Source organism: Phycicoccus sp. Root101, assembly GCF_001426245.1.
Taxonomy (GTDB): domain Bacteria; phylum Actinomycetota; class Actinomycetes; order Actinomycetales; family Dermatophilaceae; genus Pedococcus.
The window spans coordinates 239,419-254,006 of the sequence record NZ_LMCM01000001.1; the positions used below are offsets into that span (position 1 = coordinate 239,419).

13 protein-coding genes are annotated in these 14,588 nt (G+C 72.4%); 6 read left to right on the top strand and 7 right to left on the bottom strand.

The features are described from left to right. The first annotated feature begins 39 nt into the window (after window positions 1-39). On the top strand, window positions 40-861 hold the full coding sequence (locus ASC58_RS01075) for a TetR/AcrR family transcriptional regulator (protein WP_056914990.1): 822 nt from the start codon (window positions 40-42) through the stop codon (window positions 859-861). Window positions 862-873: 12 nt separating this feature from the next. On the opposite strand, the gene ASC58_RS01080 is transcribed toward ASC58_RS01075, so the two are convergent. From ASC58_RS01080 to ASC58_RS01090, 3 genes are all read right to left on the bottom strand, one after another. After that, the gene (locus ASC58_RS01080) at window positions 874-3,291 is read right to left on the bottom strand and encodes an excinuclease ABC subunit UvrA (protein ID WP_056918115.1); all 2,418 of its coding nucleotides are present in this window, start codon (window positions 3,289-3,291) and stop codon (window positions 874-876) included. 3 nt (window positions 3,292-3,294) lie between these two features. Continuing rightward, on the bottom strand, window positions 3,295-3,495 hold the full coding sequence (locus ASC58_RS01085; RefSeq protein ID WP_056918116.1) for a DUF4177 domain-containing protein: 201 nt from the start codon (window positions 3,493-3,495) through the stop codon (window positions 3,295-3,297). A 76-nt stretch (window positions 3,496-3,571) separates the two neighbouring features. Next, window positions 3,572-4,000 (bottom strand): hypothetical protein, encoded by a 429-nt coding sequence (locus tag ASC58_RS01090; RefSeq protein WP_157598319.1) that lies wholly within the window; start codon window positions 3,998-4,000, stop codon window positions 3,572-3,574. A 167-nt stretch (window positions 4,001-4,167) separates the two neighbouring features. Here ASC58_RS01090 and ASC58_RS01095 point away from each other — a divergent pair, with 167 nt between their 5' ends. After that, window positions 4,168-4,356, top strand: coding sequence for a hypothetical protein (locus ASC58_RS01095; protein ID WP_056914994.1), 189 nt, complete (start codon window positions 4,168-4,170; stop codon window positions 4,354-4,356). A 36-nt stretch (window positions 4,357-4,392) separates the two neighbouring features. Here ASC58_RS01095 and ASC58_RS01100 read toward each other — a convergent pair whose 3' ends face one another. The 3 genes from ASC58_RS01100 to ASC58_RS01110 all read right to left on the bottom strand — a co-directional run bounded on the left by ASC58_RS01100 (window position 4,393) and on the right by ASC58_RS01110 (window position 8,393). Then, window positions 4,393-4,719, bottom strand: a complete 327-nt coding sequence (locus ASC58_RS01100; RefSeq protein WP_056914995.1) for a putative quinol monooxygenase — start codon at window positions 4,717-4,719, stop codon at window positions 4,393-4,395. Window positions 4,720-4,800: 81 nt separating this feature from the next. Then, complete coding sequence (locus tag ASC58_RS01105; protein WP_056918118.1) at window positions 4,801-6,120, bottom strand: glycosyltransferase; 1,320 nt, start codon at window positions 6,118-6,120, stop codon at window positions 4,801-4,803. Further along, a complete protein-coding gene (locus tag ASC58_RS01110; RefSeq protein ID WP_056918119.1) occupies window positions 6,117-8,393 on the bottom strand; it encodes a glycosyltransferase in 2,277 nt (758 codons plus the stop codon). Before ASC58_RS01110 ends, ASC58_RS01105 begins: the two co-directional genes overlap by 4 nt. A 221-nt stretch (window positions 8,394-8,614) precedes the next feature. On the opposite strand from ASC58_RS01110, the gene ASC58_RS01115 reads away from it, so the two are divergent. The 3 genes from ASC58_RS01115 to ASC58_RS01125 all read left to right on the top strand — a co-directional run bounded on the left by ASC58_RS01115 (window position 8,615) and on the right by ASC58_RS01125 (window position 12,142). Then, entirely contained in the window at window positions 8,615-10,924 is a 2,310-nt protein-coding gene (locus ASC58_RS01115; protein WP_056918120.1) for an FG-GAP-like repeat-containing protein, read from the top strand. Between the two features lie 69 nt (window positions 10,925-10,993). Then, a complete protein-coding gene (locus tag ASC58_RS01120; protein ID WP_056918121.1) occupies window positions 10,994-11,812 on the top strand; it encodes a matrixin family metalloprotease in 819 nt (272 codons plus the stop codon). Between the two features lie 24 nt (window positions 11,813-11,836). Then, entirely contained in the window at window positions 11,837-12,142 is a 306-nt protein-coding gene (locus tag ASC58_RS01125; RefSeq protein ID WP_235529039.1) for a hypothetical protein, read from the top strand. A 3-nt stretch (window positions 12,143-12,145) separates the two neighbouring features. Here ASC58_RS01125 and ASC58_RS01130 read toward each other — a convergent pair whose 3' ends face one another. Next, entirely contained in the window at window positions 12,146-13,021 is an 876-nt protein-coding gene (locus ASC58_RS01130) for a LysR family transcriptional regulator (protein ID WP_056915000.1), read from the bottom strand. Window positions 13,022-13,266: 245 nt separating this feature from the next. On the opposite strand from ASC58_RS01130, the gene ASC58_RS01135 reads away from it, so the two are divergent. Then, window positions 13,267-14,529: an MFS transporter gene (locus ASC58_RS01135; protein WP_162246803.1), complete on the top strand. Its 1,263-nt coding sequence runs from the start codon at window positions 13,267-13,269 to the stop codon at window positions 14,527-14,529. Window positions 14,530-14,588: the final 59 nt, after the last annotated feature.

Below are 14,588 nucleotides of genomic sequence, written 5' to 3' on the forward strand. Positions count from 1 at the left end.
GACCGGCGAGTGGCGACGACAGCGAGGAGCAGCGACCAGATGACGACGGCACCGACCCGCCGGGAACGCCAGCGGCAGGCGACCTACGACGAGATCGTCGAGGTCTCGCGGCGGCTCCTGCGCGCCGGAGAGGACGTGTCCATCCGCGCGGTCGCCCAGGAGATGGGGCTGACTCCCCCGGCCCTGTACCGGTACGTCGACAGCCACGCCGAGCTGATGCAGCTCGTCGCCCGGTCGATCTTCGGAGACGTCGTGGCAGCCATGGTCGCGGCCCGGGACGAGCAGCCGGATGACGACCCGGCCGCCCAGATCGTCGCGTCGGCAGGGGCGTTCCGGCGCTGGGCACTCGGCAACCACGAGGAGTTCCAGCTCGCCTTCGCCTCACCCACGTCCGCCGGGCTGAAGAACCCCGCGACGGGGTCGCCGCAGCCCATCACCTCGCTCGACGACTGCGCCGCCGAGGAGAGCGGCGCCCACCTGTTCGCCGGGTTCTTCAGCGAGATCTTCGGCCGGCTGTGGGTGCGCTACCGGTTCCCGATCCCCACCGACGACGACCTCGACCCCGACGTGGTCTCGGTCCTGCGGGGCGAGATCGCCGCCGGCCAGCCCACCCAGGGGAAGCTGGCGCACGGCGGCCCGGGCGTCGGGCCCCTCGGTGCCCCGACGCCGGGGATGATGTGGATGTTCGAACGCTCGTGGGCCCGCCTCTACGGCACCGTCACCCTCGAGGTGTTCGGGCACGTCCACCCGGCCTTCATCAGCTCGGGTGCGTTGTTCCGGGCGGCGATGCTCGACATCGCCCGCGAGCTGCACATCGACCACGAGTGGGACCGCCTGCAGGACGTGGTCCGCGACTCGTAGCCGCCGAGCCCCTCAGCCGCCGACGTAGGCGGCGAGGTGCTCCCCGGTGAGCGTGGACCGGCCCGCGACGAGGTCGGCCGGGGTGCCCTCGAAGACGACCCGGCCACCGTCGTGGCCGGCGCCGGGACCGAGGTCGATGATCCAGTCACCGTGGGCCATGACGGCCTGGTGGTGCTCGATCACGATGACGGACTTGCCCGACTCCACGAGCCGGTCGAGCAGCCCGAGCAGCTGGTCGACGTCGGCGAGGTGCAGGCCGGTCGTGGGTTCGTCGAGGATGTAGACGTCCCCCTTCTCGGCCATCTGCGTGGCCAGCTTCAGGCGCTGGCGCTCACCCCCCGAGAGCGTCGTCAGGGGCTGGCCGAGGGTGAGGTACCCGAGGCCGACGTCGGCGAGCCGCTCGAGCACCTTGTGCGCCGCCGGGGTCCGGGCCTCGCTGTCGTCCCCGCCGAAGAAGCCGAGCGCCTCTGCCACCGGCATCGCGAGCACCTCGGCGATGTTGCGGCCGCCGAGCCGGTACTCGAGGACGGCCGCCTGGAAGCGTCGTCCCTCGCACTCCTCGCAGGTCGACTCCACGGTGGCCATCACCCCGAGCTCGGTGTAGATGACCCCGGCGCCGTTGCAGGCAGGGCAGGCTCCCTCGGAGTTCGAGCTGAACAGGGCCGGCTTGACGCCGTTGGCCTTGGCGAACGCCTTGCGGATGGGCTCCAGGAGCCCCGTGTAGGTCGCCGGGTTGCTGCGCCGTGAACCGCGGATCGCGCCCTGGTCGACGACGACCACGCCGTCGCGACCGGCGACCGAGCCGTGGATCATCGAGCTCTTGCCGGACCCGGCGACACCGGTGACGACGCAGAGCACGCCCAGCGGGAGGTCGACGTCGACGTCCTTGAGGTTGTGCGCCGACGCCCCCCGCACCTCCAGCACCCCGGTCGACCGGCGGACCGTCTCCTTGAGCCGCACCCGGTCGTCGAGGTGGTGGCCGGTCGTCGTGTCGCTGGCGCGGAGCTCCTCGACGGTGCCCTCGAAGCAGACACTCCCACCTGCGGTGCCGGCCCCCGGTCCGAGGTCGACCACGTGGTCGGCGATCGCGATCGTCTCCGGCTTGTGCTCCACCACGAGGACCGTGTTGCCCTTGTCGCGGAGCTGGAGCAGCAGCTGGTTCATCCGGGCGATGTCGTGCGGGTGCAGGCCGATCGTGGGTTCGTCGAAGACGTACGTGACGTCGGTGAGCGACGACCCGAGGTGCCGGATCATCTTGGTGCGCTGGGCCTCCCCGCCGGACAGCGTCCCGGCAGGACGGTCCAGCGACAGGTACCCGAGGCCGATCTCGGCGAACGAGTCGAGCAGGTGCTGGAGGTTCGCCAGCAGCGGTGCGACCGAGGGCTCCGAGACGTCGCGCAGCCAGACGGCCAGGTCGCTGATCTGCATGGCGCAGAGCTCGGCGATGTTCTTGCCGTGGATCTTCGAGGACAGCGCCTCCTTCGACAGGCGGGTCCCCTTGCAGTCGGGACACGTCGTGAAGGTGACGGCGCGTTCGACGAACCGCCGCACGTGCGGCTGCATGGCGTCGAGGTCCTTGGACAGCATCGACTTCTGCACCTTGGTCAGGACGCCCTCGTAGGTGAGGTTGACCCCGTCGACCCTGATCTTCTCCGGCTCGCCGTACAGCAGCTTGTCGAGCTGCTTGGGCGTGAACTTCGCCACCGGCTTGTCCATGGGCAGACCGGCGCCGCTGAAGATCCGGCCGTACCACCCGTCCATGCTGTAGCCCGGCACGAGCAGGGCGCCGTCGGCCAGCGACTTCGTCTCGTCGTAGATCGCAGTCAGGTCGAAGTCGTTGACCGCCCCCATGCCCTCGCACCGTGAGCACATGCCGCCCTGGTAGACGGCGTCGCGGACGATCGACTTCTCCTCACGGCCGCCCTTGTCGGTGCGCATGACGCCGCTCGCCACCCGGGTGGGCACGTTGAACGCGAACGCCGTCGGCGGCCCGATGTGCGGAGAACCGATGCGGCTGAACAGGATCCGCAGCATCGTGTTGGCATCGGTCGCGGTCCCCACGGTCGAGCGCGGGTTCGCGCCCATCCGCTCCTGGTCGACGATGATCGCGGTCGTCAGGCCGTCGAGCAGGTCGACCTCGGGCCTGGCGAGGTTGGGCATGAACCCCTGCACGAAGGTGCTGTACGTCTCGTTGATCATCCGCTGCGACTCCGCGGCGATGGTGCCGAAGACCAGCGAGCTCTTCCCCGAGCCGGAGACCCCGGTGAACACCGTGAGCCGCCGCTTGGGGAGGTCGACCGTGACGTCCTTGAGGTTGTTCTCCCGCGCCCCCTGGACCCTGATGACGTCGTGGGTGTCGGCGGGATGGGTGATGACGTCGTGGGTGTCGGCGGCGTGGGCCGACGGCTGCGTCCCCTGCGTGGCTGCCATCGCTCAGGCGGTCTGGCGCTCGAACGTCACGAGCACGCCCTCGGTCGCCCCCGGCCCGATCCGGCCCTTCACCTCGACGGCGGTCACCGACTTCAGCTGCCACCCCTTGGCGGCCCACTCGTTGAGCACCTTCTCCAGCTTGTCGGCCGACATCTTCCCGCCGATGAGGCCTTCGCGGACCTGGACCACCTTGTACTCGTACATGGCGCCAGACTAGTTCGGACCGCCCGCCCCGCGGTGGGGTTTCTCCGGCCGGGTGGATTCGGCCGGAGAGGACCGGTCAGGACGCCTCGCGCAGCGGCGGCGGGAGGGCGGCCACGCCGTACGGGGACGCGAGGTGGAAGCCGAGGAGGCGGACGCCATACCGGGCGCAGGCGTCGATCGTGGCCTGGTGCCACGCGCGGTCGAGGTCGCTGGGCAGCAGCCCGCGCCGGCGCCCCCGCCCGACGAGGATCGCCCCGCCCGCCTCCCCCACCATGGGCAGGAGGAGGTCGAGCAGGCGGACCAGGTCCGCCACCGAGGCGTCCTCGGGGAGGTCGCTGAGCACGAGGGGCTGCAGGCCGCGGTCGTCCTCGTCGCACACCATCAGGGCGACCGCACCGCTGCGGCGCTCCTCGATGCCGAGGACGAGGTCGATCACGTCGCCCTGGAGGCCGGCTTCATGCAGCGGCCGGGTGCGGATGTCGTCGGGCAGGTCGTGGTAGCTCATGACGAGATGGTGCCGCGCCACGGACAGGGGGCCGGCGAGTTGTCCACAGGGTCGGGGGTCGGGAAGGCGGCCCGACTCGTCCCTTCCGGGGAGGTTGGTCGTCCGTTCGGCCCAGTCCCGGGGCGTTGGTGTCCGTGCACAGGTCACGCATCAATAACGTCCCGCTCGTGGACAACGACAGCGCAACCTTCCAGCCCCGGGCACACCGTGCAGCCGTCGGCACCCCCGAGCACACCGCTCGCGTGGCCGCCTCGGCCGACCTGCTGGTCAACCGCCTGCTCGCCGTCCGCGCCATCGGCCAGCTCGACGCCGAGCTCCAGGGCCTGGGCACCGAGGAGTCCTGGCTCACCAGCTGAGTCCGGTGGGCGCACCCCATGACGGGCGCCGGGTCGTCAGTCCGTGACGGCCATCTCACCGAGCTCGGACCAGCCGGTCCCCTCGATCGTCGTGTTGACGATGCGCGGCGTGGCCGACAGGTAGGCCGGGAGCTCGCTCGTCGCAGCCTTGAAGTGGTCGGACTGCACGTGAGCCGCGCCCGCCTCGTCGTCGCGGAACGCCTCGACGAGGACGTACTCGTTCGGGTCGTCGAGGCTGCGCGACCAGTCGAACCAGAGGCAGCCCTCCTCGGCGCGGCAGGCCTGCGTGAACGCCCGGCTCAGCTCCGGCCACTGGTCGGCGTGCTCCGGCTTCACGGGGAACTTCGCGGTGATGAAGATCAAGGGTCCTCCTACGGTCGGCGCCAGCCCGGCACGTGCGTCCGGGCCGACTGGGGCGGGGTCGTGTCCACCCTGCCACGGGGGTCACCGGGTCGCACCGACCACCCCGGTGAGCGCCTGGCGGGCGCGGTGCGCCCCCGAGGAGGTATGCAGCCTGCTCGCCAGCGAGCGGACGCGCAGCGTGGTCTCCGTCGAGCCGAGCAGCTGCTCCACGGCAGTCCGCAGCTCGGCCGGAGTGGCGGTGTTCGGTGCGAGCACCGTTGCCATGCCTGCTGATTCGAGCGCCGCTGCTCCGGAGAACTGGTCGGTCGACAACGGCAGCACGAGCATGGGCACCCCCGCCGACAGTGACTCGGTGACGCTGTTGTTGCCCCCGTGGGTGACCGCGAGCGCAGCCTCCGCGAGGAGCGTGACCTGCGGCAGGACCTCACGGACCAGCCACGACGCCGGGAGCTCCCCGAGCGCCTGCGCCGGGGTCGACCCGTGGGCCAGGGCCACCCGCACGTCGAGGCCACGGAGCGCCTCGACGACCCGGGCGAGGACGTCGCCACGCACCGACAGGAAGCTGCCGAGGCTGACGTAGACCACCGGCTGTCGGCTGGAGGCGAGCCACTCGCGCACCTGCTCGTCCTCGGGCTCGGCTCGGACCGCCGACCCCAGGAACTCGTGCGCGGGCAGGAGCGAGGTGCGGGCGGGGTCGTGGAGCTCCGCCGGGTAGTTGAGGAGGAGAACGTCCCCGGTGACGGCGAACGCATCCACCACCTCGGGCGGCGACCCGTCGGCGGAGAGAGCACGGACGGCGGTGTTCCACTCACGGGTGAAGGCGTCGCGGACGTCCTCGCAGAGAGTGCGCAGGAGTCCGAGCCGGCCCGGGTCGACGTCGAAGGCCTGCGGGAACACCGTCGGGCAGCCGTACACCTCGTCGCCCACGGGCAGGGCGGTCGGATGCCCCAGCACCACGTCGCCGTGCGGCACCCCGGCCGCCGTGAGCGCCAGCCGGGCCGAGAAGGCGAGGTGGTCGACGAGGACGGTGTCCGGGCGCACGCGGTCCACGACGTCGAGCACCGCGCGGCCGACCGGGACCGGCGACCACAGGAGGTCGTCGCCCCGGGCCCGAGCCTGGAACTCCAGGGTCTCCAACGCCCCGCGACGGGTGGCGTCGAAGAACCCGCGCAGGGCGTCGTCCTCACCGGACGGCTGCTCCTCGGCACGGATGACGCCGGGGTTCGAACCGCGTCCGAGCTGCAGGTGGGCGCGCTCGAAGCCGAACCCGCGGACGATCGCCTCCGTCGCGGGTCCGGTGGCGACCACCACCCGCTCCCCCTCTTCCGCCCAAGCTGTGGCGAGGGTCGCGAGCGGGTAGAGGTGCGAGGCATAGTCGGGGCTGATGACCAGCAGGGTCACGATGCCTCCCCCGTAGGGGGCACCTGGTGGGCGTCGTCCGGCGCGAGCTCGGCCACGCCGCTCGCACCGGTGTACACGCAGGCCAGGGCGTCCGCCATGGTGGTGATGCTGAACCGGTCGCGCAGGGTCGTCAGGGCCCGGCGCTGCTGCAGGGCGGCCTCCGGGGACGCGGCCAGCTCCAGGGCGCGGCCGATCGCCGCGGCGAGCGCGGCGGGTGACCCGGTGTCGGTCAGGAACCCTGTGACGCCGTCCTCGACGTAGGTCGCTGGGCCGCCCCCGTCGGGGGCGACCACGACGAGGGAGGCCGCCATCGCCTCGAGGATGGCCAGACCGAACTCCTCCTTGAGGCTCGCCGACACGTACACCCCTGCGGGGGCCGCCAGCGAGCCCCGTCCGTGCCGGGTCGCCGCGAGCCATGCAGCCACGGTGGCATGGGGGCGGTGGCCAGGCAGGAGCAGGCCGTGCCGCACAGCTGCGGCACGCGGGACGACGGCCTCGATCCGGGCCAGCTCCGCGGCCTCCTCCGCCGAGGGGTCGTCGAGGTCCCCTCCGACGACCAGCAGGTTGCTGCGGGCCCTGAGGGCAGGGTCGGCGTGCCACGTCTCGACGAGCGTGGCCATGCCCTTGACGCGGTTGAGCCGGCCGACCGTGACGAGCAGGGGCAGCCCGCGTCGGGCGGCAGGGAGCTGCACGAGCAACGCATCCAGCTCCGCGAGCGCCGCCCCGGTGGGGCCACCGCCGGCGTCACCTCCCGTGGTGACGATGGAGCCGCCCGTGGGGCCGGTGGGGCCGGCCGTGGGGCCGGGGCGGGTGGGCGTGGCACCCCGCTTGAGTGCCGCACCGGCATGCTCCACAGCCCTGAAGTCGATGCCCTCGGGCACGACCGTGGCCCGGTGCGCCTCGACGTCCAGGTCGAGTCCGAGCAGGGCACGGCTGTCGCGGCGGAGCTCGGGTCGGGGGAACAGCACGAGCTGCGCAGCCGCCCGCGCGAGGCCACGGACGAGGTGGTCGCGGAAGGCGAGGTGCTCGGTGGCGTCAGCGGCGCCGAACGACGCCCGCGTCAGCTCACCGGAGGCCTCCCGGGACGCCAGCAGGGCATGCGGGTCGGGGGCCACGGTGAAGACCACCGGTATGCCGAGCTCGTTCGCCGCCTCGGCCGCAGCCAGGGACCCGACGTCGGCCATCCGCAGGTGGATCACGTCGACCCGACCCGCCGCGAGCAGCAGCTGACGGACCCCGCGACGCACGGCGACCCGGTGCATCCACGCCTGCCCCATCCCGACCGGCGGGCCCCACAACGGCACCTGGACATAGTGGTGCCCCGGTGCGGCGAGGTCGGACGGCACGAGGTCGCCGTCCGGGCGCCCCCGCGAGATGGTCAGGACGCGTTCGACGCTGTCGGACTCGAGCAGGGCGTTGCCGAGGTGGACGAGCAGGGTGGCGATGCCTCCGGTGTCGCCCTTGCCGGCGCTGCTGAGCTCACCGTCGATGTCGGCGTGCAGGAACAGCTGGGCCACCGTCAACCCGGTCACGGTCGAGGGCACGGACGGGTGCGATCCGGTGCGGAGCGCGTGAGCGGAGCCGTGGGTACGCGGCTCGGTCCCCCGCCTCGGGCGGGCCGTGAACCGGTCGGCCAGCGCGGCGGTCGCCGCTGCCCGCGTCGACGCGGACTCGCTCTCGTCGTCCACCACACCGAGCAGCACCGACCGCGCAGCCTCACCGGGGACCAGGTCGACGGTCTCGACGAGCCAGGTGCGAGCCCGGTCGTCGAGCGGCGGGACGGTCGGGTCGGGCTCCAGCGGGGCGCGGTCGAGGGCGGACACGAGGGAGACCAGGACGAGCCCGGGCGACGCTGCGGCCCACACCTCCAGGGTCCGCTGGGCCAGCATGCCGGTGACGCCACCCGCGGACACGAGGTCGACCAGCGAGGGCACGGCGGCCGGCACCGGGGCAGCACGGCGCAGCGCCCAGGCGGCGTGCTCGACGCGGAACGGGTCGCCCGACCCCAGCATCCGCACCAGGTGTGCCCCGTCGGCCACCGGGAGGGCAGCGAGCGCGTGCACGGCAGCGAGCGCGACGACGGCGTCGCCGGCGTCGTCGGCCGCCCTCCGGAGCTCCTGCCGGGACGAACCCGCGTGGTCGTCGGCGGACGCCGTGGCCACGTCGGCCGCCAGCCGCAGGCCTTCCAGGATGGTCGGTGCAGAGCGCACCGCGTCGAGGGCCTCGCGGACCGCTCGTGCCGGGTGCGTCGAGGGAACCGCGCTGCCACTCACCACTCGACCCTAGGTCGGACCCCGGGGGGTCGCACCCGGAGCAGCGGACCCAGCGGAACCTGACCCGCGGCATACGCGCCACGCCGGGCGAGGCACCGGACACGCCGGTCACGGGTCGTCCGAATGGCTCATCTTTTTGTTCTAGTCCCTGTCGCACGGAGCCGCGGTGCCACTCTTCACTGTCGTCACACCCGCCCCTGCTGACCCCCCGGACTTCCCTGATGCGACTGATCTCTGCTGCCCTCGCCATTGCCCTCACCCCCGCCTTCGTCGCTCTCCCGACCGTCTCGTTCGCCGCCGCCGACACCCCCCACCCCGTGGCCCCCACGGTCGTGAGCACCCCCATCTCCGGCATCGACGCCGGGGCCGCCCGCCGCGAGGCGAAGGCGGGTCGTGCCCTGGCCACCGGCCAGGTGTCCGCACGGACCGTCACCTCGGACGCGGCCCGGTCGGTCGCCACCAGCCAGGCCGCACGGGTCACCACCGTCCTCACCGCCGAGCAGGCCCGCCCACACTTCACGGTGGCCGGGATCTCGTGGGCGGCCGGCACCGACCTGACCGCTGACGACGTCACCGTCCAGGTGCGCGTGAGGGAGGCCTCGGGCTGGACGGCCTGGGACGTCCTCCCCGTCCCCGACGACGGCCCGGAGCCCGGCACCGCCGAGGCGGTCGGGGCCAGGCTGGGCACCACCCCCATCGTCAGCGAGGGCGGCAACGGCATCCAGGTCCGCGTCGACACCCCGCGGGGCCGGTCGCTGCCCGACCTCGAGGTCACGACCATCGACCCGGGCTCCTCCCCCGCGGACGACGACCTCACGCCGAAGGCCCCTGCCGCCTCGGCGTCGGCCGCCGCGGCCCAGCCGACGATCATCACCCGCGCCCAGTGGGGGGCCGACGAGCGGCTGCGCGGCAGCAAGACGTTGAGCAGCACCATCAAGGCGATCACCATCCACCACACGGCGGGCACCAACGACTACACGCCCGAGACGGCCGCCGCGCAGGTGCGTGGCATCTACGCGTACGACACGCAGGGCCTGGGGTGGGCCGACATCGCCTACAACTTCCTCGTCGACAAGTGGGGTCGGGTCTACGAGGGTCGCGCCGGGTCGATCACCGAGCCGGTCCGCGGCGCCCACTCGATGGGCTTCAACACCAACACCATGGGCATCGCGGCGATCGGCAACTACGAGACCACGAGCGCACCCTCGGTGATGGTCGACTCGCTCGCCAAGGTCGCCGGGTGGAAGCTCTCGCAGTACGGCGTGAGCCCCAGCGCCACGACGCAGCTGACCTCCCAGGGCGGCACCGGGGCGAAGTACGCCGCCGGTGTCACCGTCACCCTGCCGACGGTCCACGCCCACCAGAACACGTCCTACACGCTGTGCCCCGGCAAGTACCTCTACCCCAAGATGGACACGATCCGCAGCAAGGCCACGAGCTACGCCTCGGCCTCGGCGCCCGTCTCCAACCCCACCCCGGCTCCGGTCCAGACGAGCAAGCTGTATGACGCGTACGGCAAGCTCACGCTCGCCGCCGGCGCCACCGGCTGGCCGGTCCGCGACCTGCAGCTCGAGCTCAACCGTCGGGGCTACGCGGTGGGGACGGCGGACGGCGCCTTCGGCGCCAAGACCACCACCGGGGTGTCCTCGTTCCAGAAGGCCGCCCAGGTCAAGGTGACCGGCGTGGTGTCGGCCAACGACTGGCGGGCCCTGTCGGGCCTGAGCTACACCAAGGCGCTGGCGCTCTCGGTCCCCGCGCGCGGCGGCTTCAACGCCGACGGCCGGGGCGACGTCCTCGGCCGGACCAGGGCCGGCGACCTCATGCTCTACCCCGTCCTCGGCAGCACCGTCGGCAAGGCCGTGAAGATCGGCGCGGGGTGGGGCGGTTTCGCCCAGGTGCTGTCCCCCGGCGACTGGAACGGCGACCGGTTCTCCGACGTCCTGGCGTTGACCGGGACCGGCGACCTGTGGCTCTACCGCGGCAACGGTCGCGGCGGCATGTTGGCCGGAAGGGTCCTCGTCGGCAGCGGGTTCAAGCCGAGCACCCTCCTCGTCGCCCCCGGCGACTGGACCGGCGACGGCAGGCCGGACCTGTTGGCCCGCAAGACCAACGGCGAGCTCTGGATGCTCACGGGCAACGGCCTCGGAGGCTTCGCGAGCACGGCCCGGAAGATCGGCACCGGCTGGCAGATCTTCACCGACATCGCCACCCCGGGTGACGTGAACAAGGACGGGAAGCCCGACCTCATCGGCCGCTCCAACACCGGGCTGCTCTACCTGTACCTCGGGACCGGGGCCGGCACGACCGGCACGGGCTACCGTCCCGGGCAGGTCGTCAGCCGTGGCTGGGGCGGGCACGCGGCGATCCTGTCGACCGGCGACCTCACGGGCGACGGCGTCCCCGACCTGCTGGCCCGCACAGGCACCAACGGCACGCTGGTCTACGCGGGCAACGGCCGCGGCGGCCTGCTCCCGGGTCGCACGCTGGCCACGACATGGGCCGCGACCACCCGGCTGTTCGGGGTGCGCTGACCGGTCCGGTCGGTCGGATCACCCCGAATCCGCCCACACCGCACCATCTGGTCACCGACACTGTCCGGCGTGAGCGTCATCTACCTCGACCCGCACGGGCCACGTCGACCTGCCCGGCGCAGCGATGCCAGCCCTCTCAAGGCCGTGGCGATGGCCTGCGGCTTCGCCCTGTCGATCATCGTCGGGATCGCCTCCGTGACCGGCGGCGGGTCGCCCCTTGCCAGGCTGATCGGCCAGGGCCCGCGGCCAGCCGCGGACGACCCCCGGGCCTATGCGTTCATGCGCGAGACCGCCGGCGGTGTCCCGGTCACGTGGGACCCGTGCCTGCACATCCGGTTGGTGGTCAACAGCCGCTTCGCCCCACAGGGAGCCGACGTCCTCCTCGCCGAGGCCGTCGAGCGCGTCAACGCTGCCTCGGGACTGACCCTCGAGGTCGTCGGTCCCACCACTGAGGAGCCGGACCCGCAACAGACCCAGCGAGAGCTGGCCCTCGGTCGCCCCGGGGGCTCACGCGCACCCGTGCTCGTGGCGTGGACGACACCGGACGTGATGCCGAAACTCAAGGGTTCGACCATCGGCCTGGGCGGCCCCATCTACCGGTACGGCGACTCGATGGACCGGGCGAAGTACATCGGCGGTGTCGTCACGTTCGACTCCCCCGCCATGGCCCAGGTGCTGCGCGGTCCTGACGGCCACGCGATGGCTCGGGCGATCGTCATGCACGAGCTGGGACACCTCGTCGGCCTGAACCACGTGGACAACACCTCCCAGGTGATGGCCCCGAGCGCCCACCACGGCGTCTACGAGTTCGCCGCCGGCGACCGCGCCGGGCTCGCCAGGCTCGGATCGGGTGGATGCCCCTATGACACGGGCGAGCCGTCGGGCTAGCGTCGGCCGCGTGAGGAGGGACCGATGGCGATGACCCTGGACGAGGTGGACGACTACGCGACCTCGCTGGCCGGGTGCAAGCGCAAAGGTCACCCCGGCAGGGTCGCCTGGTACGTCGACGACCGCCTCGTCGTGCGCCAGGACGAGCCCGGGACCCTGCTCGTCCGCGTGGACCCGGGGGACCGTGAACAGCTCCTCGAGGCGCACCCGACCACGTTCGGCGTCCCGCCGAGGTGGGAGGCGCACCGCAAGGTGCAGGCACAGCTGGACGGCGACGCCGGCGCCATACGCGAGGCCATCCGGTTGGCGTGGGCGTCGCAGCGACGGTGACCGTCAGGGCCCGGTGACCGGCCCCAGCGGAGCGCCGCTGGCGAGGATCGCGGAGGTCAGCGCCTTGGCCGGCTCGGCCGGGGCCGTCCTGGTGGTGAGCAGGACGAGGTCGAGGTGGGGAAGCTTGGGCAGCCCCAGGCTCGGCGGCAGCTCGACGAGGTCGGCGGGCGTGAGCGTGCGGGCCATCACGGCGATGCCGAGGCCGGCACGGACCGCGGCGAGGACCCCGTTGACCCCGCGGACCGTGCAGGTGATCCGGCTCCGGCGCCCAGCCTTCTCGAGCGCCTGGACGCTGACCGCACGGGACAGGCTCGGGGCCTGGTAGACGACGAGCGGCACCGGCTGCTCCGGGTCCAGGCGGGTGCCGTCGGTGCCGACCCACACCAGGTGGTCGCGGCGCACCACCTGGCCGCGCGTGGGGGTCGGGGTACCCGGGCTGCGCTTGACGAACGCGACGTCGAGGTGGCCGGACTCGATGCGCCGGATCAGGCTGTCGTTCTGCAGGACGGCGAGCTCGAGGTCGATGCGCGGGTAGAGCTGGCGGAAGTCGCGCAGGATCCTCGGCAACGGCGTCAGCGCGAGGTCGTCGGTCACGCCGAACCGCAGGCGACCGGCGAGGTGGGACCCCGTGAAGTAGCCGACGGCGCGCTGCTGGGCGGCCAGGATCTCGCGCGCGAAACCGGCCATCGCCTCGCCGTCGGACGTCAGGGTGACGCTGCGGGTGTCACGCAGGAACAACGGTCGACCCACCGCCTCCTCGAGGCGACGGACGTGCTGGCTGACGGTCGGCTGCCGGATCCCGAGGGACTCGGCGGCGCGGGTGAAGCTGAGGTGCTGGGCCACGGCGAGGAAGGTGCGCAGCTGTTCTGGGTCGTACACGGGTCAGCACTCCTCGGGGCGATCGATCTGTCATTACGATTCGCAATGGCACTTATACGACTGATTCTGTCCCAGAATATCGCGGGGGCCCCGTCGCAGGGAGCACACTTGAACAGCCACTTCGCCCACCCACGACGCCACCCGAACGCAACTCCCGCCAGGACGACATGAGCTCCGCCGCCTCCGCCCCAGTCCACTTCCCCAAACTCACTCTCCCGCAGGGCTTTTCGCGAACCTTCCCATCGTTGGAGAACCGCAACTTCCGCCTCCTGCTCTCCGGACTCCTCGTCTCCGGCACGGGTGGCTGGATCCAGCGCATCGCCCAGGACTGGCTGGTCCTGACCATCACGGACAGCCCGACCGCCGTCGGCATCGTGACCGCGTTCCAGTTCGCGCCGACGATCCTGCTCGGCCTGCACGGCGGGCTCCTCGCCGACCGGCTGCCCAAGCGCACCCTCCTGCTCGCCACCCAGGTGTCGATGTCGCTGACGGCTGCGGTCCTCGCGGTGCTCACGCTGACGGGCGTCGTGCAGGTGTGGCACGTCTTCGCCCTGGCGTTCGTGCTCGGCGTCATCGCGGCCGTGGACAACCCGACCCGGCAGTCGTTCGTGAGCGAGGTCGTCCAGGGACCGCAGCTGCCCAACGCGATCAGCCTCGTGTCGTGCACGTTCCAGATCGGCGCGATGACCGGCCCGGTGATCGGCGGGGTCCTGATGAGCACCCTGGGGGCGGGCTACGCGTTCGCCGTGAACGCCCTGACCTTCGTCGCGCCCGTCGTCGCGCTCTCCCTGATGCGCGGGACGCCCGCCCGCAGGTCCTTCTCCCCCGCGACGAACACCGACGGCCCCGTCGCGCCGGCTCCGCAGGCGCGTGCCGGCCTCACCTACGCCCTGCAGACGTCGACGGTGCTGTGGCCGATCGTCATGGCCGGCGCGTTCGGCTTCTTCACGATCAGCCTGCCCGTCACCCTCGCCGCCTTCGCCAAGAACGAGTTCCACACCGGCGCAAGCGGACTCGGCCTGCTCAACGCCATGGTGGCGCTCGGTGCCATGGGTGGCGCCCTCACGACGGCCCGGCGGCAGCGACCGCTCCGGCTGCGCACCGTCGGGTATGCCGCGTGGGCCCTCGCCTGCGCCATGCTCCTCGCCGCGGCCGCCCCCCAGCAGCTGCTCTTCACCCTGCTGCTCGTGCTGGTGGGCGCCGCGAACCTCGGGTTCCTCACGAAGGCCCAGTCCCTGGTCCAGCTCGCGACCGTTCCCCACCTGCGGGGGCGCGTCGTCGGCCTCTACATGCTCGTCTTCATCGGTTCCGGTGCCGTGGGTGGTCCCGTCGTGGGCTGGATGGCCGAGACGTATGGCGCCCGCGTGGCCCTGCTCGTGTCCGGCGTGGTGCCCGCCCTCGTGACGATCATCGTGTGCCGTCACCTGGCCCACCTCGGGTCGCTGCGGGTCAGCCTGTCCACGATCTCGGTGCGTCTCCCCCGGGTCAGCGTCACCCCGCGCGGCTGAGCGGACGCCCGGGCGCCTTGGCGCCTGTCGTCCGCGTTGCCGCCGGTGTGACCCGGGTG

What these genes read in the sequence shown, in the direction of transcription:
- ASC58_RS01115 (WP_056918120.1), top strand. Translation starts at nt 8,615, where the DNA reads ATGCGACTGATCTCTGCTGCCCTCGCCATTGCCCTCACCCCCGCCTTC.
- ASC58_RS01125 (WP_235529039.1), top strand. Translation starts at nt 11,837, where the DNA reads ATGGCGATGACCCTGGACGAGGTGGACGACTACGCGACCTCGCTGGCC.
- ASC58_RS01085 (WP_056918116.1), bottom strand. Translation starts at nt 3,495, where the DNA reads ATGTACGAGTACAAGGTGGTCCAGGTCCGCGAAGGCCTCATCGGCGGG.
- ASC58_RS01080 (WP_056918115.1), bottom strand. Translation starts at nt 3,291, where the DNA reads ATGGCAGCCACGCAGGGGACGCAGCCGTCGGCCCACGCCGCCGACACC.
- ASC58_RS01090 (WP_157598319.1), bottom strand. Translation starts at nt 4,000, where the DNA reads ATGAGCTACCACGACCTGCCCGACGACATCCGCACCCGGCCGCTGCAT.
- ASC58_RS01075 (WP_056914990.1), top strand. Translation starts at nt 40, where the DNA reads ATGACGACGGCACCGACCCGCCGGGAACGCCAGCGGCAGGCGACCTAC.